A 23,750-nucleotide genomic window follows, 5' to 3' on the forward strand; every position below is an offset into this window, starting at 1 on the left:
GAATTACTTGATAATCAATATTTTTAGGAGGTGTAAATTTGAATAAAAGAGTGAAAGCAGCCATTTTATCGGTACTATTTTTAATGACATTTTCTCAATTTAAGGTATATGCAAGTTCTTTTATACCAACACCTAAGGTAAATATTAATACTAATAAAGAGTGGACTGTTAAATTCAATATTGAATTAAAATCAACTACTGTAAATAACACTAATATAAAAGTTATGGACAAGAGTAATGTTGAGGTACCTGTGGTAGTAACACAGGGAAGTGATCTAAGTACTGTAGTAATAAGTCCTAAGGTATCAGGATATAATCCTGGTGAGACATATAATTTAATTATAGGAACAGGACTTGAATCAATTTCAGGCAAAAAACTATCAAGTCCAGTAAGCTTACAATTTACAACAATAAATGAGTATTCAGATGGTACTAGTTATTCAGGTCTTCCTAAGATAACTTCCAGTAGATTTGAGTATACTCCTTTATTGTCATCTCAATATCAAGGATTTTTTGTAAATTCTGATTCATCCAATGTTCAATACAGAGTTTTTATAAATAGGCAGTCAGGTGAAAGTGGAGTTTATACAGAACTTACTAAAGGATATACTACTGTAGTAGATGGTAAAATAACAGCGTTGAATACATTAAGTTCAGGAACTAATGGAGAAAAATATAAAGTAATTATATATGTAAAGAGACAGGGGATAACAGGAGCTCATAGAGATGTAAATACAGATTATGATAATTATATTGTAGATTACTTTAGATGTGTTGATAGTATAAATGATGAAAATAACCAATATGTAGAATATGACATAACCTTGGATAAAATGGTAGACACCCAGTTTAATTCATATAGCAAGCCAGTTTTTGTTGAGACTAGTATAATGGACAATGCAGCAACTAAAAATCAGATAAAATACTATGTTAATCCAGATAACTTTCTTGATAGTTATGGAAAATATCAATTTTTAAAGCTTACATATTCAGAGGGAATTACGGTAGATAATTTAAATAGTTTTTTGAAGGGAAAAGGAATTTTTGAAGGAATGGGACAAGCATTTTTGGATGCAGCCAAGGAAAATAATATAAGTGTAGCTTATTTAGTATCTCATGCAATGCTTGAGACAGGATATGGAACTTCAAAATTGGCTACAGGAGGGGCTGTTGATGATAGCGGCAGTTATATATATGGAAAACCGGTATATAATTTCTTTGGTATAGGAGCCACAGATGATAATTCTTTAATTAATGGAACTAAGACAGCATATGACAATGAATGGTTTACTCCAGAAGAAGCTATTTTTGGGGGGACAGCTTGGATAGCAAGTCAATATATAAATAACCCTACAAAAAATCAAAATACACTTTATAAGATGAGATGGAATCCTGACAATCCAGGAGAACATCAATATGCTACGGATATAGCTTGGGCATATAAACAAATTCCTAATATAATGAAAGGAATACAAGATATATCCTCAAATTCTAATACTATATTAAAATTTGAAATACCTAAATTAAAGTAAAATTTTAGTAATATAAAAGCCTCTATGAAATTAAAATTAAGATGTATCTCAGAAAGTAGACAATAGAAAAGGCTGCTCTATAGGGTATATTTTAAAGTAACTAAACTTCATAAGGGCTTTTTTATTTATCCGAAAACAGCAACTAGAACTTAACTACCTCCAACTTCTTCAAAGTAGGGGAATAAGTACGGCTATGCCCTTTATAAGTTTTTCCCCTAAAGGATAACGTATTCTAAGTGCTAAAGACACTAAGAATACTGTTAATAAGGTTCAAATGGAGAAAAGCATTCCTTATGAGCAAACTCCACTTGAACCTAACAATCACTTGATATATTAAATATATTATTTTAATTTAATATGGCTTTTATATTTATCGGGAGATCCTCTTTTATAAAAGGCGCACAAAATTGAAAGACTTTTTCATAACCGCAGTTTGAACATATACAATGGCATATATCATAAGGAATATCATCAATTAAAATTTCATTTGAACATTTAATTATATAATTTCCACCACATACTTTACACGGGGTATAATTTATAATTGAATATTCACTTTCTATGTATTTCATTATATCTTTAATTATCATTGTTAGCCTCCCTATAAAAATATCATATCACAAATGGTAACACTCCTGAAAAATATTTTCAATATAAATTTTATATATTTTAATTAGTAATTTTATATATGATAACTGTCATATATTAATTATGTAAAAGTAAAATAATTACTTTTTATAAAAATTTTAAGATTAGAAAGTGAGTCAATTATGATCAATATTATATGGTTTTTTATTTTGGTTTTTGGAATAATATTTGGTATTATCTGTGGTAGAGGAGAAGAGGTATCTAAATCTATTATAGCTTCTTCAGATTCAACGGTAAAACTTATAATAAATCTTGTAGGAATAATGTGCCTTTGGTGTGGAGTAATGAAAATAGCAGAAAGAAGTGGACTTACGTATAAAATAGCCAAGCTTATGAAGCCAATATTGAAATTATTGTTTAAAAAAGCTGCTAAAGATGAAAAAGCCATGGGGGCAATAGTTATGAATATTACTGCCAACATGATGGGATTATCCAATGCAGCTACTCCTTTTGGAATAAAAGCCATGAAGGAATTAAGTCGTTTAAATAATGAAAAAGAAGAAGCCAGTGATGATATGGTTCTTTTTCTGATACTAAATGCAGCATGTATACAATTTTTACCTACTACGGTTATTTCCATTAGAGCTGCCATGGGTTCGAGAAATCCTGCAGAAACAATAATACCAGCGGTAATTAGTACTGCTATAGCTGCAATAGTTGGATTAATATGTTGTAGAATAATGGAAAAATATTTTTGATTGGTTTTATAATAAAAGGAGGAAAAATTTTGAGTTACATAATAAAGAGTATAATACCCATAATTATAGTGTCTGTAGTTACCTATGGAATAATAAAAGAAGTTAAAGTATATGAATGTTTTGTAGAAGGTGCTAAAGAAGGTATTGGTATATGTATTAGGATATTTCCATATTTACTGGCAATGCTATTAGCGGTAGGGGTGTTTAGAGAATCTAAAGCTTTAGATTATTTCATAGGATTTATAAAACCAATAGTAAACTTTATAGGTATTCCAGCAGAAGTAGTACCGCTTGTATTTATAAAACCTCTATCAGGAAATGGTGCTCTTGGCGTATTTAGTGAAATACTAAGTAATTTTGGGGCCGATAGTTATATAGGCAGGGTAGCTTCTGTAATTATGGGTTCCACAGAAACTATATTTTATACATTAACAGTTTATTTTGGAGCAGTAGGTATAAAAAAAATAAGACATGCCCTTTGGGCAGCTATAATGGCAGATTTGGTTTCAGTAATAATGGCAGTAACAGTGGTAAAAATTATGTTTTAATGAGATTTTTTCTATAAAAATATTATGTTTATTTTAAGTCATTAGTTGTATAATATAATTGATAATGGTATTTTGAGGTGAGATTGGAATTGTTGAAGTGGAGAGAATTATACGAAGAATGTATAAATTGTAAGAAGTGTGGTTTAGGTGATAATAGAATAAATATGGTTTTTGGAGATGGAAATCCTAAGGCAGGTATGGTGTTTATAGGAGAAGCACCTGGAGCAGATGAGGATAGGATAGGATTACCTTTTGTAGGAAGAGCAGGAAAACTTTTGACTAAAGCTCTTGAAGCACTGGATCTATACAGAAAGAGAGATTATTACATATGTAATATTTGTAAATGCAGACCTAAAAATAATAGAACTCCTTATGAAGATGAAGAAAAGACATGTCTTCCTTATTTAAGAAATCAAGTAGCACTTATAAAGCCTAAAATAATAGTTTGTCTTGGGGCTACCGCAATGGGCTGTATATTAGGGAAGGATTGGAGAATTACACGAGATAGGGGAAAGTGGGTTGAAAGAAAAGGATTTTATATAACTACTACTTTTCATCCTTCCGCTATATTGAGAGATGAGAATAAAAAACCTTTATTTTGGCAAGACTTAAAAAATATAAGAAAAAAATATGAAGAAGTATTTCAAGTAAAAAATGTTGACACATAAAAGTATATAACATATTATAGTGTTAAATACCATGAAGGAAAGAGTAGTAAATTAATTTTGTACAAAGAGAGTCGACAATTTGGTGAAAGTCGAAAGCAAAATAGTTTATGAATATGGCTCTGGAGTATACCATTTGAAGTAGTGAAATTAATATTAGGATGGTACGGCATCAACCGTTATATTGAAAGGTAATATTATTTACTTACAAATGTCTTTATTGTGAGATAAAGATGAAATAGAGTGGTAAAGCGTATTCTACGCCTCTATATGAAGAAAGTTTTCATATAGAGGTTTTTATTTTTAATATAAATTATAAGAGAAAGGAAGAAATAAACATGACTAAAGGAACATATTACATTACTACACCTATTTATTATCCATCGGCAAATCTTCATATAGGTAATACATATACTACTGTTGCAGCAGATGCCCTTGCTAGATTTAAAAGGATTACTGGTTATGATGTAATGCTTTTAACGGGTACAGATGAACATGGACAAAAGATTCAAAGACTGGCAGAGGCTAAGGGAGTTACTCCTAAAGAGTATGTAGATGAAATAGTGGCTGGAATTAAAGAATTGTGGGAAATAATGAATATAAAGTATGATAAATTTATAAGAACTACAGAAAAATATCATATAACGGCAGTTCAAAAAATATTTAAAAAATTATATGATCAAGGAGATATATACAAGGGAAATTATGAAGGATGGTATTGTACACCTTGTGAATCGTTTTGGACTGAAACTCAATTGATAGACGGAAAATGTCCTGATTGTGGCAGAGCAGTTGAAAAAGCTAAAGAGGAAGCGTATTTCTTTAAAATGTCAAAATATGCACCTAATCTTATAAAACATATTGAAACTCATCCTGAATTTATACAACCTGAGTCCAGAAAAAATGAAATGTTAAATAACTTCTTGAAACCAGGGCTTCAGGATCTTTGTGTTTCAAGAACTTCTTTTGACTGGGGAATACCTGTAACCTTTGATAACAAGCATGTAATATATGTATGGATAGATGCACTAGCAAATTATATAACAGCTCTAGGATATGGTAGTGAAGATGACAAGTTGTATAAAAAATATTGGCCGGCAAATGTACATTTGGTAGGTAAAGATATATTAAGATTTCATACAATTTATTGGCCTATAATGCTTATGGCTTTAGGAGAAGAAGTACCGGAAAAGGTATTTGGACATGGTTGGCTTCTAGTAGATGGAGGGAAAATGTCAAAATCTAAGGGAAATGTAGTAGATCCTGTAGTTTTAGTAAATCATTTTGGTACGGATGCAGTTAGATATTATTTGCTCAGAGAAATTCCTTTTGGTGCTGATGGACTGTTTAATAATGAGATATTCATAAAGAAAATTAACTCAGATTTAGCAAATGATTTAGGAAATTTATTATCAAGGACCTGTACTATGATAGAAAAATATTTTGATGGCATTATGCCAGCACCAAAAGAAAAGGAAGATATAGATGACGAACTTATAAGTTTAGCTTTGGATACACCTATAAAAATAGAGAAACATATGGATCATTTAAGAATACCCGAGGCATTAGACAACATATGGGAACTTATATCAAGAACTAATAAATATATAGATGAAACTACTCCATGGATATTAGCCAAAGATGAAAGTAAAAAGGATAGATTGGGAACGGTACTTTACAATCTTTCAGAATCATTAAGGATAATATCTGTATGCCTTTGTGCATTTCTTCCTGAAACCAGTGAAAAAATCTATAAACAGCTTAATGTAGAGGTTACATCTTGGGACAGCATAGCTTCTTTTGATGGAACTAGGTCAGGAACTAAAGTAAATAAAGGAGATATATTATTTCCTAGAATAGATGTGGATAAAAAGATAGAAGAGTTAAATAGTCTAAAAGAAGAAAAAAGTGCCCAGCAGAATTTTAAAGTAGAACCTATAAAAGAAGAAATAACCATAGATGACTTTGAAAAATTAGATCTTAGGGTTGCAAGAGTATTGGAATGTGAGGCCATAAAAGGCTCTAAAAAGTTACTTAAACTGCAGCTTGAATTAGGGCAGGAAAAAAGGCAGGTAATATCAGGTATATCTAAATATTATAAACCAGAAGAACTTTTAGGAAAGTATGTGGTGGTTGTAGCAAATTTAAAGCCAGTAAGATTAAAGGGAGAGCTCTCAGAAGGAATGATATTATGTGCAGCTTCAAATGATGACAGTAAATTATTTACAGTATCTATTCAAGGAGAACTTCCTACTGGGAGTATAGTAAAATAAATATAGAATTTCTAACTTGAATAAAGGTTAATTGAGAATTAAGAGAGAATAATTCAAGATTGTAGATTATTTTTTACAATTTGAAACTTTAATTCTTAATTAACAATATATCTATAGGAAGAATTTAATTTTAAAATGGAGAGGAGTCAATATGAAATTAAATATATTTGATGCCCATGCACATTATGATGATGAACAATTTGACGGGGATAGGAATATAGTGATAAATGAATTGAGAAAAAATAATATAGTTGGAGTATTAAATTGTGGATCTTCTATAGAGGGAGCCAGAACTTCTGTTAAACTAGCAAATGAACAGGATATATTTTATGCAGCAGTAGGCATACATCCAGAATATGCAGATAGATTTGCCTACAATACAGAAAATGAGTTAAAAATTATGGCTCAAAATGAAAAAGTAAGGGCCATTGGAGAAATAGGTCTTGATTATTATTATAAAGAAAATCCACCTAAAGAAATACAAAAATCTATATTTATAAGACAAATGGAATTAGCAAAAGAGTTAGACCTTCCTGTGATCATACATGATAGAGAAGCACACAAAGATGTTTTAGATATAATAAAACAATTTAAAGGTGTTGTTGGAGAGATACATTGTTTTTCAGGAAGTGTGGAATTTGCAAAAGAATGTATAGACCTAGGTTATTATATAGGATTTACTGGGGTAGTGACTTTTAAAAATGCAAAAAAGTCATTGGATGTAGTAAGGGAAATACCTATTGATAGAATTTTAGTGGAAACTGATTGTCCTTATATGGCTCCTGTACCTTTTAGGGGAAAGAGGAATAGATCAGAATATATAAAGTTTATTATATCAAAAATAGCGGAAATAAGAGGAATTACAGAAGAAGAAATGAGTAAAATAACAATTTCTAATATTAAACATCTTCTTAACCTAACATAATATTTATAAATAGGAATATACTATAATTGTATCCATTAGTTACCTCATAAGTAATTTAAAATATATTTATAACATAAGATGTAATAAAACTATAATAATACCACCTGAAAAATAACATAAATTGTAATTTTAAAATATAATTTAGCTTTGTAATTAGGCATAAATTATTTATTTACCTAAATTTAGGTATAAATTTACACTGTATTAATTAATAATATTGGTATCATAAATAAATATTTTTTATTTATAGTTTATGCACAAAGCTGCATTTAGAATTTTTTTACAATTTATCCTGGGCGATATTTGACATAAATTTAAGATCCGTTTATAATGAGGTATGTCGCTCTTGCCCAGAGGAGGTATTTTTATGATGGAAAAGTTTAAAACTTACTTAAAGAAATATTTTTCCGACGGTCCCAAGGTAGAATCTATTATAGTTATAAGTTTAACAATAAGTTTAGTAGTTATAAGTTTAACAATATTTTATATGATAAAAACGATAACTATTTCAGTAGATGGCAGTGACAAAAAAATTGCCACGTTTGGTGGTACTTACAAAGAAGTTTTGGATAATAATGGAATTAAATTGGGATCAAAGGATAAGGTAAAGCCTAGTCTAGACAGTAGAGTGAAAGATAAAAGTAAATTATCAATTATAAGGGCAGTACCAATTGAAGTAAAAGTGGATGGTAAAAAATTAAATATAGAGTCTGCTGAACATAATGTTAAAGATATGTTACGGGCAGAAAAAATTCAACTTTCAAATCTTGATAAAGTATATCCATCTAAAGATTATGCAATTAAAAAAGGATTAAAAGTAGTAGTGACTAGGGTGAAGACTAAAGACGTAAAAGAGATTACAAATATAGACTATGATATAGTTATAAAAAATGATAGTGAAATTGAAAGTGGGGCCAAGAAGGTTCTACAAGAGGGGCAAAATGGAGAAAAACAAACTATTACCAGAATAATATATGAGGATGATAAAGAAGTTTCTAGAAAGGTTATCAGTGAAATTGTAGAAAAAGAACCAGTGCAGCAGATAGTAGCTGTAGGAACATTAAATAGTGACTATACCCTTTCTAGAGGGGGAAATTTTAGTTATGCTAAATTCTTGCAAATGAAAGCAACTGCATATACTGCGGACTATGAAAGTACAGGCAAAGGACCTGGGCATCCGGATTTTGGCATAACAGCCTCAGGAACTGTAGCTCGAAGAAGCAGTGGAGGCTACAGCTCTGTAGCAGTTGATCCTAGAGTGATACCGCTTGGTACCAAACTTTATATAGAAGGTTATGGATATGCCATAGCTGAAGATACAGGAGGTGCCATTAAAGGTAATAGGGTAGATTTGTTTTTTAATTCTGCTTCTGAAGCAAATAACTGGGGCGTGCGATGGATTAATGTTTATGTTATGGATTAGGGGCATGTGCTCCTCTTTTTTCTTTTAATAGGAAAATTAAATATTAATGGGGGAAAATATGATTAAAGAAGTAATAGTTGTTGAAGGAAAGGACGATATATCTGCAGTTAAAAGAGCCGTAGATGCAGAATTGATAGCTGTAGGTGGTTTTGGAATAAATAGAAAGGTTATTGATGAAATAAAAGAAGCTCAAAATAGACAGGGTGTAATAGTTATGACAGATCCGGACTTTGCAGGAGAAAAAATAAGGAAAATCATATCTAAAAGAGTTAAAGGTATAAAGCATGCCTATATATCTCAAGAAGATGGGATAAAAAACGGTAATATTGGTATTGAAAACGCATTACCAGAAACTATAATAAATGCTTTGAAAAATGCTAAGTGTGAATTGAAAGAGAAGAGAAAAGAATTTAAAGTAGAAGATATGGTATTTTTTCAGCTTACAGGAGGTGCAAAATCTAAAATGAAAAGAGATATGCTTGGTAAAGAGTTAGGTATAGGATATTGTAATTCATCCCAATTTCTAAAAAGACTAAATAATTATGGCATAGCAAGAGAGGAGTTTGAAAAAGCTATAGATAAAGTAAGTAATCTAATAAAGGAGAAAGAAAATGAATAATTTATCTACTAGAGAAATAGTGGAAAAATATAATTTTAGATTTTCGAAAAATTTAGGACAAAATTTTTTAATAGATAATTCTGTATTACATGACATATTGGAAGGCACGGATATAAATAAAAATGATTTTATTATAGAAATAGGACCAGGAGTAGGCACGTTAACAAAAGAACTTTTAAAAAGGGCTAAAAAAGTTTGTGCTATAGAACTGGATTCAGATTTAATTGCCATACTAAAAGAAGAATTAAAATATTATCCTAATTTTGAATTAATACATAAAGATGTACTAAAGATAAATTTTAACAAAATAATAAAGGATGAATCAAGTGTAAAAATTGTGGCTAATCTTCCATATTATATTACTACTCCTATTATTTCAAAACTTTTAAATAATCATTATAATTTCAAAACTTTAACTATAATGATTCAAAGAGAAGTAGGTGAAAGAATAGTATCAGAGCCTAATTGTAAGCAATATGGGGCACTTTCTTTATTGGTTCAGTATTATTGTAGTGTAGAAATACTTAGAAAAGTTAGTCCCTATGCATTTATTCCATCACCTAAAGTTGATTCTATAGTTATAAAATTAACTAAGTTAAAAAGTCCTAAAGTTAAAATTAAAAGTGAAGATTTATTTTTTAGGGTAATAAGATGTTCTTTTAATATGAGAAGAAAAACTTTATGGAATGCCTTAAAAACCTTAAAGCTATCTAAGGAATATATGGAAAAAGCATTTAATAAAGCTGGAATAGATCCCAAGAGACGGGGAGAGACTCTTTCTATAGAGGAATTTGGCGTATTGTCAGATTGTATATATGAATTAACATACAGGGTATAACATGTTTTCTAACTGAGGATAAAACTATTTGTTCACTTTTTGAGAGTTATCTCATATATTATAATGAAGATAATATATGGAGGTATAGAAGTTGGCACAAAAAAAGAGTTATAGTAGATACTTTATAATATTACAAGAAGATGAAAAAGGATACTCTTTAGCTTCTGACAAGATTGCTTCAGGATATGCAAAATTGGAAACAAAAAATGATAAGTGTAAAATATCTTACTATGTACAGAATTTAAAGAAAGAAAAAACCCCTTATTATATGATGCTAATATGTAATAAAAAAGGTATAAAAAATATAATTAAAATTGGTGAAATGAACATAGATGATTATGGAAGAGCAGATACATGTTATGAATATCCCATAAATGATGTAGCAGGAAGTGGCATAGCTATGGATAAGGTATCAGGAGCTGCTATAGTTAGGATATTGGATAATAATATAATACCTGTAATGAGTGGGTTCTCAAGTACTGAAATACCGAATTGGAGATCTTTTACAGTAATAGAAGACAGGGGTGATGAAGCAAAGGACGATATAAAAGAAGATGAAAGTAAAATAAGTGAAAATGAAATAGTAGAACAAGAAGTGGAAAAGAAAGAAAAAAGCATATTTGATAAATATGAAGACAGTATAGAAAAAGCTAAAAGTGATAGAGAAAAAACTGAAGTTGAAAAAGATAATGAAGAAGACAAGCAATTTATAGAGGAAATAGAGAATGAACAAAGTCAGGAAGATGACCAAAAAAGTAAAGAAGTTTTTGTAGATAAAAAAGAAGAACCAATATCAGATGATGTATTTGAATCAAAAATTAGAGAAGATCTTCAGGAGGAGAATGTAACTCTAGAAGAAGAACTAGAAGAAGAGGATTCTCTCTATATAGATAATTTTGCAGAAAAGCACTGTGAAAAGTCAAAAGCAAGTGATCATAAGTGTGAGGATAGATGTATGAATGGAAATTATCGAAGAAACTCACAGGGGAATTTTTTTAATAAACTTGTGTATGGCTTTAAGGAGATAAAGAATTTAAATAAGGAATTAAAAAGATGCAAATGGTATAAGGTACCTGCAAATTCTATAGAAGACATGTATAATATGGATGATTATAGTAGATATGCCTTAGTTTACTATCCTATGATAGGATACTATCCTTATATAAAGAAACATCTTCATTATTTGACGGGATATAAATTTGATAAGAATAATAAAGTAAAATATTTAATATATGGTATACCAGGCACTAACAGTAAGAAGGATCAGCCATATGGAGGTAAGTCAGGATTTGTTACATGGATACCTAAGGAAGGTAAAGATAAAATGGGATACTGGTTAATGTTCTATGATTTTAAGACAAATACCATAGTCATACCAGTGAAAAAGTGAAATTATGACACCTATTATTAAATCAATAGTAATAAATAAGAGAAAACTTGGAGTTACCATAATTATAATAGGTCTTATGATAATACTTTTAGGACTTGAAAAAAATTTTGATATGAAATTAAAATTTACAGCTCTTATGCAAAATAATATAAAATATTTAACTCAGTATGAAGGAATGGAAAGTAAATTAAAGTATAAACTGCCTTCCAAGTGGTCTTCTAAGAATCAAGATATATTTGGAAATGAAATATTATACCATAGTGATTTTAAAAGTGAAGATAATAAAATAAGAGGATTTGTTGAAGTATGGAATTTAGATGGAAGCTTAAAATCATTTTTACAAAATAGTAAAATTATATCTCAAAAACAGAATTTATATAAGAAGTATCACATAAATGAGATTGAGATTAACGGAAGTAGTGGATACTTAGTTGAATATACTATTACAAAAGAAGTAGGAGATAGTTATAAAGGTATGGAGTATTTTTTAAAAAAAGGAACTCAATTTTGTAGATTTTCTTTTTTTGTAAATGAATCAGATTTTAAAGAGAATATGCCAACTATATTTGAAACTATTGTTAAAACATTAGAGTATAAATAGAGATGTGTATAATTTCTTCCCTTTCAGTTTATCATTATGGAAGGGGATTTTTTATATTTAAATATGATATAATTATTTAGAGACTTTTTAATTAAGTGATTCTTATATTCAGATGGAGTTTGTTATAGAGAGATGCTTTTCTCCATCTGAACCTTAGAAGAACTTATAAAGGCGTGTAGCAGTGTTTATACCTTACTTTGAAAAAATGGAGGTGTTAGCTAATTGCCGTATTGGGATAAATAAGGAGAAAAAATTATAACTGTGTAAATAAAAATTAGTTTATGGAATGGATTTATAACGTTGTTATATAGTAGGTGAAGGTAATGGATGGGGTTATAAAAAAAAGAATCAATATATTTTTTATATTAATTGTTTTAATAGGAGTATTTCTATTGTGTGGATGTAATAAATTAGATGAGTTAAAGGTTAAAACGGGGTTAAAGAATTCTGATTTTGAATATATAAAGCAAGGTAAAGTAGAAGAAATAATTATTCAAAGTACCAGAGATCAAGGATTTAAATTTGTAGTTACTGACCAAGATACTATTAAGGATCTATATGATATGTTGGCTTCAGCTAAAAAAGTATCTAAAAAATCTTCTCTGCAACCAGATTATACATTAGAAATAAAGGAAACGAATAATAAGGTTCATAAATTTTCTTATATAGCAGGACTTGATAAGGATGAAGCAGGAAATCTCTATAATGGAAAACAAATATACATAGTATCAAAGAGAATAGATAATGATATGATAAACAGTTTTTGGAATATAAGAATGCCTCCGAGTAATTTTAAAGAGGTATATTATGGAGCTATAATAGAAACATTAAATAAATATTTTAAGGATAAGGATAAAAAAATTGGAATAAACTTTAATGATGATATAGATGCAGCAAGATTTATATTGTCTACAGACTTAGAGGAATTTAAATCCGAGCTTATTGATGAATTTAAGAATGCTAATATTGGAAATAATGATAAGGAAAAATATGATATATGGGTTACAGTAAAAACTGAAGGATATAAGACTACGTTGTATAAAGCTACTGTTAAATTTTGGGATGTAAAAAAGAGAAGTGAGAAAATTTACTATATAAAGGATGTTTATGAAAATGGAAGATGGAATGTTACCATATCTGAAGATAAACTAGAAGGATTTTAAAATAATTTTAATTCATCTATAATAAATCATGTTTTTGAGAATACTAAAATAGGCTTTCTTAGATATAGAAAGTATAATTTATAATTCCATGATTATGGATGAAAGGGGTGAAAATCCCATTATATATTGATTGTATTATAATTAATGTATAGGGATAATATTATGAAAGCAGCAGTTGATAAAGGTACCTGTATAAGTTGTGGATTATGTCCAGAGGTATGTCCAGATGTATTTGATATGGATGGTGATGGGAAAGCAGTAGCTACAGTAAATGAAGTACCGAAAACATCTCAGGATTCTGCTAAAGAAGCGGCAGATGGCTGTCCTGTTTCTGCTATTACAGTAGAATAAGTTATTGTAAAATTAAATAATAGACTGTGTATAAATTTATTAAAGAATATTTAAATTAGTATTTTTTAAGATAGTTTGTGCACAGTTTTTTGTTGTTTCCTATTTTTATAATATATTCATAGGATAGGATATATATCATTTAGTTTATCACCCAAAGTAGGTGAGGAATTAGGAGTTATGTTTACTCTATCACCTATTTTTGAATTTGAAGGTAGATGAGTAATGTTTACATCTTTAGTAGTTCCATCTTGAAAACTTACAAGAGCATGAGAAATATTCATATCAATTATTTCTCCAATCATAAAATATTTCCTCCTCAAAATTTAATTTATATATTCTATTTAATGTTAACTATATATTTAATTATTATTCATATTTTACTATATGATACATAATAAAATATCAAGTACCATTTAGGGATAATAATTAAAAGAAATGGAAGAAATATAACTTAGAGAGTTTGTTAAATTGTGATAAAGCTAAATTCTAAAATTGATATTTTAAATTTTACATAGTATAATAAACAAGATATATACACAATATATAGTAGTTGGGAGGTATAGTGTATGCTACATGTTGTGAAAAGGGATGGTAGAAAAGTAGGATTTAATTCTATAAAAATAACTAATGCCATAAAAAGTGCATCAGAAGAAATTGGTTATGAATTAAAAGAGAGTGACTTTATAGATTTGACTCAAAAAGTAATAAAGGAAATAGAAAAGCTTAATGTAAAAGAAATAGAAGTAGAAGAAATACAAAATATAGTTGAAAAAATTCTTTTAAAAAATGGCCATAGAGAAATAGGATTGGTATATTCAAATTATAGGAATGAAAGAACTAAAATAAGAGATATAAAATCAGATCTTATGAAAGTTATTGATAAGATAGGTATAGAGACAGATAGAGACAATGCTAATGTAGGAAATAATTTTAGTTCTAAACTACTTAGAATAGCCAGTGAATCAAACAAATGGCATAATTTAGGTGCTATGCCAAAATACTTAGCAAAAGCTCATGAAAATGGAGACATATACTATCATGACTTAGATAGTTATAATCTAACTATTAACTGCCTTCATATACCAACTAAAGAGATGCTTTTACATGGATTCAATACAGGGTATGGTAATATTAGAACTCCAAAGAGAATAGAATCTGCAGCGGAACTTTCCTGTATATTATTGCAATCATCTCAAAATGATATGTTTGGTGGACAGTCTCATCCCGATTTTGATAATGATATGGCTGTTTTTGTGGAACCTACAAGAAAGGAAATAATACAGTATCTCAGGGAAGTAGGGGTAGAAGAGCATAGGCTAAAGGAGATTTCGGAAAAAAGATTAAGAAAAAATGTAGAGCAGGCTATGCAGGGAATAATTTATAATTTAAATACTATGCATTCAAGAGCAGGTTCACAAGTGCCTTTTAGTTCAATAAATTTAGGCATACCAAGATCTAAAGATGCAGCTTTAGTATGTGAGGTATTTTTAACTGAATATGAAAAAGGATTGGGAAAAGGAGAACAGCCTATATTTCCCAACATAATATTTAGAGTTAAAAAGGGAGTAAATAAAGATCAGTATGATCCTTATTATTATCTGTTTAAAATTGCATGTAGGGTAGCTTCAAAGAGAATGAATCCTACTTTTATGAATTTGGATGCTGATTTTAATAAGATGTATTATGATAAAGGTGTAATACCAGCTACTATGGGATGTAGAACTTATGTTTGTTCAAATGTAAATGGAGAACCAGGAACAAAAGGAAGAGGAAATATAGCACCGGTAACAATCAATTTACCTCGATTGGGGATTATGGCTAAAAAAAATGTGGATAGGTTTTTTGAGTTATTAGATAATAAGTTGAATTTAGCTAAAGAATCTTTAATGCACAGATATGATATTTTAAAAAGGTTAAAAGTTAAGGACTTACCTTTTGTAGTAGGTCAGGGGCTTATGAAAGGTTCTGAAGATTTAAAATTAGATGATTCTATAGAGCCTGTATTGAAGCAGGGTACCTGGGCTATAGGATTTATCGGACTTGCAGAGACGTTAATTGCACTAACGGGAAAACATCATGGTGAGGATGAAAATTCAAGAGAACTTGGGGTAAAGATAATTTCTTATATCAGGAAATATACAGACAAATTTATAGAACAAACTCATTTGAACTGGAGTTGTTATGCTACACCTGCAGAGGGTTTAAGTGGGAAGTTCATATTACAGGATAAAAAAATATTTGGAGAAATACCAGGTGTAACAGATAAAGATTATTACACTAATTCTTATCATATACCTGTAGGATTTCCAATATCTATAAAAGATAAGATAGATATTGAAGCTCCTTATCATAAAATTTGTAATGGTGGACATATAAGTTATATAGAAATAGATGATTATCCATCGGAAGAAATTATTAGGGATATAATCAATTATGCCTATGATAATACAAATATATCCTATATGGGAATAAATTTTCATATAAGATATTGCAGGGAATGTGGTACTTATTTACATGGGGAAAATAGATGTCCTCACTGTGGTAGTAGTAACATACAGGGCATATCTAGGGTAACTGGATATTTATCCTTAGATGAAAGATTTGGGGAAGGAAAAACGGCAGAAAGAAAGGACAGAATAGCACAAGGTAGTAATAAAATAGTATATTATTAAATCAATATATTGGAAAAGATAAATTTGTCTATTTTACGTAATGATTTTTACAGGAAATTCTGTGTATATGTAAAAACATTAAGTAAAATAGACCGGGTTTTAGTTCATTATTTACTTAATTTATTTAATATATTTTAATAAGGAAGTGGAATAATAATGAATAATAAGGTTAGATTAGCAGGTATTGCCTATGAAAGTCTTGTAAATGGACCTGGCATGAGGAGAGTATTTTTTGCACAAGGATGCAGACATAACTGCAAGGGATGTTTTAATCCATCTACCCATTGTTTTAATGGAGGAGAATTAAAAGATATAAATGTTTTAATCCATGATGTGAAGGTTAATCCTCTTATAAAGGGAGTTACCTTCTCGGGTGGTGATCCTTTTGAACAGGCAGAAGCTTTTGCATATATGGCCCATAAGATTAAAAAATTAAATTTAAATATATGGTGTTATACAGGATATACATTTGAATATATATTAAATAGTAAAGGTAACAAGTCATGGCAAGAGCTATTAAGAAATATAGATGTATTGGTAGATGGAAAATTTGAAGAAGATAAAAAAGATGATAGATTGAAATTTAAGGGTTCTAAAAATCAAAGAATTATTGATGTGAAGAAAAGTTTACAATATGGCAATACTATAATTAAGAACTTTAAGTTGAAAGATTATAGATAAATATAATATAATATTTCATAATGAGGTGGTATTTTTGAAGGATGATTTGAAGATTGAAGTTTGTTCCTGCACTGAAATTAATAAACAAAATATAGAATATGTGAAAGAAAATATGTTAAGTGAAAAAACTTTTATGAAATTATCAGAGCTTTTTAAAATATTAGGTGATTATACAAGGATTAAAATAATATATTCTTTATTTAAAAAAGAGCTATGTGTATGTGATATAGCAGAAGTAGTTCAAATGAGTCAATCTGCTATATCACATCAATTGAGAATTTTAAAAGCTGCCAGGCTGGTTAAGTTTAGAAGAGAAGGAAAATCTGTTTATTATTCTTTGGATGATGAACATATAGATAGATTATTTAATGCAGGACTAGAACATGTGGAACACAATTAAGATTTCTAAAGATTTAAAATAATTTTTAGAAATCTTTTCATTTAAAATATAGATATGTTTTGTATTTTAAATGAAATCAAGTACAGTAACCACATTATAATGAGATAATTTATTTTCTATAATTAAGGTATTACTTTTAATTCTCTTTCCGTTTTTCATATATTTAAGAAATTGATCTAATCCTTCCAACTCAAAGGTTAAATGAGAGGTTTTATAATGCATGGGAATTACTATGTGGCTGTTGATAGCTTTAGCTAACTTGGCAGCTTCCCTGCCGTCTATAGTAAAATTACCTCCTATAGGAATTAGAAGTACATCAACATTACCTAATTCTTTTAATTCATTCTCAGTCAATATATAACCTATATCTCCCAAGTGACATATTCTATAACCATCCATTTCTATAATGAATATTATATTCTTTCCTCTTTTAGCACCCTGTACTTTGTCATGATAAGAAGGTATACCTGTAATATTTACTCCAAATAAATTATAGGAACCTACACTATTTATAAGATGTTTATATTTTATTTTTTCAGTATAGCAGTGATCAAAATGATTGTGACTTGTAGTAATTATATCAACTTTCCCTTGAAAAGTATTATATCCAACAGTTTCGTCGAAGGGATCTGTCAAAAGTTTGTTTCCTTTTGAATCTTTTAATAAAAAACAAGAATGGGCTATCCATTTTATTTCCATGAGAGTATTTCCTTTCTTTATATATATTTTTCCTGAAGAGGAATTATGGCAATTAGTGTAAAAAATAAACCACTAAAGTTAATATTTAAATATAGTTAACTTTATTTATAAAAATCTATAAAATTAACCTTTTTTATATTATAATAGTATATGTTACATGTAAAATTTTATAGATGTAAGTTTTTAAATTTTATTATCTAGAAATTTATGATAAGGAGGTGATTATTTGAAAGATACAAAAGTTTATAAAATTATGTTGATAAGTTTTATATTTATGTTTATGGCTTTTGTAAAAATCGATATTGTTCATGCTTCTGCATATGATGGAACGGTTATAGGAAAAGATGTAGAAATTAATAAGTCATGGAAAATAAAGTTTAATATGCAATTGGATAAAAATACAGTAAATGATTCAAATATAGTAGTTATAGATAGTGATGGGAATTCTGTTCCAATATCTGTGCAATTGCAGGATAATGGAAGTGATTTGGTAGTTGCACCTAAAACTCAGTATACCTATGGTAAAACTTATAATTTAATTGTGAAAAGTGGATTGAAGTCTATAAGTGGCAAAAGCTATGGTGAATCTAAAATGCAATTTAGTGTAAAATCAAATCCAACTTCTAGTGCAAAATATACAGTTACTATTGATGCAGGTCATGGAGGAAATGATAAAGGAAATATTAGTGGATCAGGTTTAAATGAGAAAGATGTGAATCTATCTGTAGCGTTAAAAGCAGGAAATATATTAGAGCAAAATGGAATAAATGTAGTGTACACTAGAAAAGATGATAATATTTCCTGGGATAGTAGCTCAGATTTAAAATCTCGTTTTGATATAGCAAATAATGCAAAGTCAGATATGTTTGTTACTATACATTGTAATTCTTATGCTGAAAATTCAGCAGTAAATGGTATAGAAACTTATTATGCAGGTTATAGTGATGAAGCTAAAAATATTGCTCAAAAAATCCAAAATGAAATGGTAAGCTATACTGGACGTGTGGATAGGGGTGTTAAAGAAGGACAGCTCCAGCATGAAATACTTAGGGGAACCTTATCACCGGCTGTTATGGTAGAGTTAGGGTTTATGACTAATTCTGAGGAAAGTAGTTTACTTGGAAGTGACGATTATCAAAATAAAAGTGCAGCTGCTATTGCAAATGGAGTTTTGGAATCCTTAAGTTCCTTAAATGAAAATAAAGAACTAACGGTAAGTTCCATATCAGATCTAGCCAATCAGATAACTGAGGGGGATGAGTACTCTCTTCCAATTAGTGTACAAGCTACTATGAGCAATGGAACTACTCAAAAAATAGGTGTCATATGGGATTCAAAGGAAGTGGATTCGTCTAAAATTGGTACATTTACATATAAAGGCACTGCGGCAGGATATGATAAAGAAGTGACTCTTACTTTATCTATAGTTGCGAAGGCCCAACAAACACCACCTTCAAATACGGCTCCTATAATAGTTATAGATCCAGGACATGGAATGGGAAGTGATGTTGGTGCTACTGGAATAAATGGACTTCAAGAAGATGATATTACACTGTCAGTAGGTTTGAAAACAGGTAAAATACTTGAGGAGCATGGAATAAATGTAGTATATACAAGAACAACAGATATGCGTTCTACTTCAATGAGTGTTTCAGAAAGTCTTCAAAAACGTTGTGACACATCAAATAGTGTCAATGCTAAATATTTTGTATGTATTCATACTAATTCTTTTGATAGTTCTTCAGCTAATGGTACGGAGACTTTATATTATACAGGAAATGAAGAGGGTAGAAAGTTAGCCACATATATACAAAATAGCATTGTAGAAGAAGTAGGAACTTATAATAGAGGCTTAAAAGATGGAAGTTGGCTTTATATTGCAAGGAATACAACTGCACCGGCAGTATTGACAGAATTAGGTTTTGTAACAAATCCTGAGGATGCTGCAAAATTAAGCAGTGATGAATATAGAACAAAATTTGCACAAGCTATAGCTGATGGAATACTGAAAGCACTTGGGTACTAAGAGTTTAAAAATTTTCTTGCAAATAAATTGACAAGAAAATTTTCATATAATATAATAGAGAAAAATTCAATAGTAAACATTTTAAAAACTTTGAACAGGAAAAGTATTTAGGTTTATATCATTTACAGAGAGCGGCCAATGGTGAGAATCCGTAGGATAATTTAAAGAAAATCACCTGGGAGTTTGAGGATTGAAAAGTAGTTAAATATCTGAGTAAATTTTTACGTAATTCTGCGTTAGAGAATACCATGTTAGTGTTTTAAAAATTACCATAGGTGGTATAACGAATTTAACTTCGTCCTATTTGGATGAAGTTTTTTTATTGTAAATAATCTACATAGAGATTAATTTAAATAACAATGTTTTAAATATGAATATAACTGTATGCATTTTAAATAGCATATTTAAGCTATGTATAAAACAAAATAAGTAGTAAAAAATTAACAATAAAGATGAAAGGAGTTCAATTTATGTATAAAAAAATTGATAATAATAAAAGTTTTGTACAGATGGAAAAAGATATTTTGAAATTATGGCAGGATAAAAAAGTAGTAGAAAAAAGTTTTAGTTCCAATAAGCAGGGAGAGTATTTCACTTTTTATGATGGTCCTCCAACTGCCAATGGAAAACCTCATATAGGACACGTTTTGACTAGAGTTATAAAGGATCTTATACCTAGATATAAATCTATGAAGGGATATAGGGTCTTAAGAAAAGCCGGTTGGGATACCCATGGGCTTCCTGTTGAACTAGAGGTTGAAAAAAGTCTTGGAATCTCAGGGAAACCTCAAATTGAAAAATATGGTGTAGAGGAGTTTATAAAAAAGTGTAAAGATAGTGTATTTACTTATGTAAATCAATGGAGAAAGATGTCTGATAGAATAGGCTTTTGGGTAGATATGGATGACCCATATGTAACTTATCACAATGATTATATAGAGTCAGAATGGTGGGCTTTGAAACAAATATGGGATAAAAATCTTTTATATAAAGGACATAAAATAGTACCTTATTGTCCTAGGTGTGGTACTGCTCTCTCTTCACATGAAGTTTCACAAGGGTATAAGGATGTAAAAGAAACATCAGTATATGTCAAATTTAAAATTAAAAATGAAAATAAATATATTCTTGCATGGACTACAACTCCATGGACATTACCCAATAACATGGCTTTGACAATAAATAAAAGTTATGATTATGTAGAAGTAATCAATGATGGAGAGTGCCTGATATTAGCGGAAGGACTTCTTGAAAAGTTAGAAGGGGAATATGAAGTTGTAAAGAAATTTAAAGGTGAAGAAATGCTGGGAATAGAGTATGAACCTATGTTTAATTTTACACCTTTTGAGGGGAAAGCCCATTATGTTGTTCATGGTGATTATGTAACCCTGACAGACGGTACTGGAATCGTGCATACAGCACCTGCATTTGGTGAAGATGATAGTATTACATGTAAAAAGTACGATATACCTATGATAAATTCTGTAACTACACAGGGAAAATTTAAAGAAGAAGTTACTCCGTGGAAGGGACTCTTTGTAAAAGATGCGGATCCCCAAATAATAGCATACTTAAAGGAAAAAAATATATTATATAAGGCAGAGAAATTTACTCACTCTTATCCATTCTGCTGGAGATGTGATACACCACTTCTATATTATCCAAGAGATACCTGGTTCATTAGAATGTCAGCTATGAGGGATAAACTTATTAAGAATACTAATGATACAAACTGGTATCCGGACAATATAAGGACAGGAAGATTTGGAAAATTTGTTGAAGGGGTAATAGATTGGGGACTTAGTAGAGAAAGATATTGGGGTACACCGCTGCCTATATGGGAATGTGAGTGTGGTCATAGGGAATGTATAGGAAGTATTGCAGAATTAAAGGAAAAGGGAATTGATGTACCAGATGACATAGAGCTTCATAAGCCATACATAGATGAAGTTAAATTAAAATGTGATAAATGCCAGAAGGAAATGGAAAGGGTACCAGAAGTAATTGATTGTTGGTTTGACTCAGGATCTATGCCTTTTGCACAGCATCATTATCCATTTGAAAATAAGGAGCTTTTTGAAAAAAATTTTCCAGCTCAGTTTATATCTGAAGCTGTAGATCAGACTAGAGGATGGTTTTACACTCTTATGGCAATATCTACAGTATTATTTGATAAAAGTTCCTTTGAAAATTGTCTGGTTTTAGGACACGTATTGGATAAACATGGTCTTAAGATGTCAAAGCACAAGGGAAATGTATTGAGTCCTGAAGTGGTACTAGAGAATGAAGGAGCAGATGCTACTAGGTGGTATTTTTATACAGAAAGTGCGCCATGGCTTCCATCTAGATTCTATGAAGAAGCAGTTCAAGATAGTCAGAGAAAGTTTTTAGGTACACTTTGGAATGTATATTCCTTTTATGTACTTTATGCAGATTTGGATAAATTTAATCCTTTAAAATATCCAGATTTTGTAAGTAAAAATGTAATGGATAAATGGGTTATTTCAAGGTTGAATTCACTAATAAAAAAGACAGAGGAAAATTTGGATAACTATAGAATTACACAGGCTGCAGAAAACATTGGAAATTTTGTAGATGAACTTTCAAATTGGTATGTAAGAAGAAATAGAACCAGATTTTGGAATGAAAAATTAACAGAGGATAAAATAGGGGCTTATGTAACTTTATATAATGTATTAAATACGTTATGTCTAATTACAGCACCTTTCGTACCATTTATGACAGAAGAAATTTATCAAAATCTCATTTTAAGTTTAAATAAGGATGTACCGGAAAGTATACATTTATGTAAATGGCCGGAGTATAATTTAAGTTTAGTAGATAATGATTTAGAAATAAATATGGAAGAATGCTATAAAATAGTAAAATTAGGAAGAAGTGCTAGAAATGCGGCCAATATAAAAAATAGGCAGCCATTATCTGAAATGCTCATAAGTGCAAAAACACTTCCTGAATACTATGGGGATATAATAAAAAGTGAGTTAAACATTAAAAATATAGTATTTAATGCAGATCTATCAAAATATGTTAATTTTAATATAAAGCCTAATCTTCCTGTATTGGGAAAGAAATATGGAAGGATGATACCTAAAATAAAACAAAGTATATCTTCCATGAGTCAAATGAACTTGGCCAGTAAAATAAATAATAATGAAATGGTAAAAATACAAATAGATGAAACTGAAATAGAATTGAACTCAGAAAATTTACTTATTACTATGGAAGGATTAGAAGGCTTTGCTTTTGCTGGAGAAGGGAGTACAGGAATAGTTCTAGAAACTACAATTACAGAAGAACTTAAGGAAGAAGGAAATTTGAGGGAAGTATTAAGTAAAATACAAAATATGAGAAAAGAAAGTGGATTTGAAGTTGCTGATAAAATAAAATTATATGTTTCAGACAATGAAAAGCTTGAAGGAGTAGTGAAAAAATTTGAAGCTCAAATTAAAAAGGAGACTCTTGCGGTAGAAGTCGTTTATAATGAAAATAGAGAATATAGTAGTTGCAACATTAATGGAGAGAAACTTAATATTGCAGTAGAAGTATTAAAATAACAAATTATCTTGTAATAAAGTAA

General features: G+C 29.6%; 21 protein-coding genes and 2 other annotated features. Of the genes, 18 read left to right on the forward strand and 3 right to left on the reverse strand.

Translation table 11 applies throughout. The features are described 5' to 3' along the window. Positions 1 to 38: 38 nt before the first annotated feature. Positions 39 to 1,532, forward strand: a complete 1,494-nt coding sequence (locus AB3K27_RS01345) for an N-acetylglucosaminidase (protein ID WP_368489478.1) — start codon at positions 39 to 41, stop codon at positions 1,530 to 1,532. Between the two features lie 347 nt (positions 1,533 to 1,879). On the opposite strand, the gene AB3K27_RS01350 is transcribed toward AB3K27_RS01345, so the two are convergent. Beyond that, positions 1,880 to 2,122 carry a metal-binding protein gene (locus AB3K27_RS01350; protein WP_368489479.1) on the reverse strand — a complete coding sequence of 81 codons (243 nt, stop codon included), beginning with the start codon at positions 2,120 to 2,122 and terminating at the stop codon, positions 1,880 to 1,882. Between the two features lie 180 nt (positions 2,123 to 2,302). Between AB3K27_RS01350 and AB3K27_RS01355 the strand changes: the two genes are divergently transcribed. From AB3K27_RS01355 to AB3K27_RS01410, 12 genes are all read left to right on the forward strand, one after another. Then, a complete protein-coding gene (locus AB3K27_RS01355) occupies positions 2,303 to 2,878 on the forward strand; it encodes a nucleoside recognition domain-containing protein (protein WP_368489480.1) in 576 nt (191 codons plus the stop codon). A gap of 29 nt (positions 2,879 to 2,907) precedes the next feature. Beyond that, on the forward strand, positions 2,908 to 3,426 hold the full coding sequence (locus AB3K27_RS01360) for a spore maturation protein (protein ID WP_368489481.1): 519 nt from the start codon (positions 2,908 to 2,910) through the stop codon (positions 3,424 to 3,426). 89 nt (positions 3,427 to 3,515) lie between these two features. Beyond that, on the forward strand, positions 3,516 to 4,094 hold the full coding sequence (locus AB3K27_RS01365) for a uracil-DNA glycosylase family protein (protein WP_368489482.1): 579 nt from the start codon (positions 3,516 to 3,518) through the stop codon (positions 4,092 to 4,094). A gap of 22 nt (positions 4,095 to 4,116) precedes the next feature. Continuing rightward, positions 4,117 to 4,362: a binding site (T-box leader), on the forward strand. 37 nt (positions 4,363 to 4,399) lie between these two features. Continuing rightward, complete coding sequence (gene metG / locus AB3K27_RS01370) at positions 4,400 to 6,364, forward strand: methionine--tRNA ligase (protein ID WP_368491141.1); 1,965 nt, start codon at positions 4,400 to 4,402, stop codon at positions 6,362 to 6,364. Positions 6,365 to 6,515: 151 nt separating this feature from the next. After that, on the forward strand, positions 6,516 to 7,289 hold the full coding sequence (locus AB3K27_RS01375) for a TatD family hydrolase (protein ID WP_368489483.1): 774 nt from the start codon (positions 6,516 to 6,518) through the stop codon (positions 7,287 to 7,289). 367 nt (positions 7,290 to 7,656) lie between these two features. Next, positions 7,657 to 8,712 (forward strand): 3D domain-containing protein, encoded by a 1,056-nt coding sequence (locus AB3K27_RS01380; protein ID WP_368489484.1) that lies wholly within the window; start codon positions 7,657 to 7,659, stop codon positions 8,710 to 8,712. 58 nt (positions 8,713 to 8,770) lie between these two features. Further along, entirely contained in the window at positions 8,771 to 9,331 is a 561-nt protein-coding gene (gene rnmV / locus AB3K27_RS01385; protein ID WP_368489485.1) for a ribonuclease M5, read from the forward strand. After that, positions 9,324 to 10,169: a 16S rRNA (adenine(1518)-N(6)/adenine(1519)-N(6))-dimethyltransferase RsmA gene (rsmA, locus tag AB3K27_RS01390; protein WP_368489486.1), complete on the forward strand. Its 846-nt coding sequence runs from the start codon at positions 9,324 to 9,326 to the stop codon at positions 10,167 to 10,169. The genes rnmV and rsmA overlap by 8 nt, the downstream gene beginning before the upstream one ends. Before the next feature lie 91 nt (positions 10,170 to 10,260). Continuing rightward, positions 10,261 to 11,559 carry a hypothetical protein gene (locus tag AB3K27_RS01395; protein WP_368489487.1) on the forward strand — a complete coding sequence of 433 codons (1,299 nt, stop codon included), beginning with the start codon at positions 10,261 to 10,263 and terminating at the stop codon, positions 11,557 to 11,559. 4 nt (positions 11,560 to 11,563) lie between these two features. Further along, positions 11,564 to 12,160, forward strand: a complete 597-nt coding sequence (locus tag AB3K27_RS01400) for a hypothetical protein (protein ID WP_368489488.1) — start codon at positions 11,564 to 11,566, stop codon at positions 12,158 to 12,160. Positions 12,161 to 12,483: 323 nt separating this feature from the next. Continuing rightward, entirely contained in the window at positions 12,484 to 13,323 is an 840-nt protein-coding gene (locus AB3K27_RS01405; protein WP_368489489.1) for a hypothetical protein, read from the forward strand. Between the two features lie 162 nt (positions 13,324 to 13,485). Beyond that, positions 13,486 to 13,674: a ferredoxin gene (locus tag AB3K27_RS01410; protein WP_368491142.1), complete on the forward strand. Its 189-nt coding sequence runs from the start codon at positions 13,486 to 13,488 to the stop codon at positions 13,672 to 13,674. 116 nt (positions 13,675 to 13,790) lie between these two features. Here AB3K27_RS01410 and AB3K27_RS01415 read toward each other — a convergent pair whose 3' ends face one another. Then, positions 13,791 to 13,976 (reverse strand): hypothetical protein, encoded by a 186-nt coding sequence (locus AB3K27_RS01415; protein WP_368489490.1) that lies wholly within the window; start codon positions 13,974 to 13,976, stop codon positions 13,791 to 13,793. 264 nt (positions 13,977 to 14,240) lie between these two features. On the opposite strand from AB3K27_RS01415, the gene AB3K27_RS01420 reads away from it, so the two are divergent. From AB3K27_RS01420 to AB3K27_RS01430, 3 genes are all read left to right on the forward strand, one after another. After that, positions 14,241 to 16,346 (forward strand): anaerobic ribonucleoside triphosphate reductase, encoded by a 2,106-nt coding sequence (locus AB3K27_RS01420; RefSeq protein ID WP_368489491.1) that lies wholly within the window; start codon positions 14,241 to 14,243, stop codon positions 16,344 to 16,346. A gap of 156 nt (positions 16,347 to 16,502) precedes the next feature. Further along, the gene (nrdG, locus tag AB3K27_RS01425) at positions 16,503 to 17,027 is read left to right on the forward strand and encodes an anaerobic ribonucleoside-triphosphate reductase activating protein (protein ID WP_368489492.1); all 525 of its coding nucleotides are present in this window, start codon (positions 16,503 to 16,505) and stop codon (positions 17,025 to 17,027) included. Positions 17,028 to 17,061: 34 nt separating this feature from the next. Further along, positions 17,062 to 17,427 carry an ArsR/SmtB family transcription factor gene (locus tag AB3K27_RS01430; RefSeq protein ID WP_368489493.1) on the forward strand — a complete coding sequence of 122 codons (366 nt, stop codon included), beginning with the start codon at positions 17,062 to 17,064 and terminating at the stop codon, positions 17,425 to 17,427. A gap of 66 nt (positions 17,428 to 17,493) precedes the next feature. Here the strand turns inward: AB3K27_RS01430 and AB3K27_RS01435 are convergent, their stop codons facing one another. Next, the gene (locus AB3K27_RS01435) at positions 17,494 to 18,126 is read right to left on the reverse strand and encodes an MBL fold metallo-hydrolase (RefSeq protein WP_368489494.1); all 633 of its coding nucleotides are present in this window, start codon (positions 18,124 to 18,126) and stop codon (positions 17,494 to 17,496) included. A gap of 226 nt (positions 18,127 to 18,352) precedes the next feature. Here AB3K27_RS01435 and AB3K27_RS01440 point away from each other — a divergent pair, with 226 nt between their 5' ends. After that, on the forward strand, positions 18,353 to 20,152 hold the full coding sequence (locus AB3K27_RS01440; RefSeq protein WP_368489495.1) for an N-acetylmuramoyl-L-alanine amidase: 1,800 nt from the start codon (positions 18,353 to 18,355) through the stop codon (positions 20,150 to 20,152). Positions 20,153 to 20,233: 81 nt separating this feature from the next. Then, positions 20,234 to 20,458: a binding site (T-box leader), on the forward strand. A gap of 164 nt (positions 20,459 to 20,622) precedes the next feature. Next, positions 20,623 to 23,727 carry an isoleucine--tRNA ligase gene (ileS, locus tag AB3K27_RS01445; protein ID WP_368489496.1) on the forward strand — a complete coding sequence of 1,035 codons (3,105 nt, stop codon included), beginning with the start codon at positions 20,623 to 20,625 and terminating at the stop codon, positions 23,725 to 23,727. Positions 23,728 to 23,750 lie beyond the last annotated feature (23 nt).

Origin of the sequence: Clostridium sp. BJN0013 (genome assembly GCF_040939125.1) — a bacterium.
GTDB lineage: Bacteria > Bacillota > Clostridia > Clostridiales > Clostridiaceae > Clostridium_B.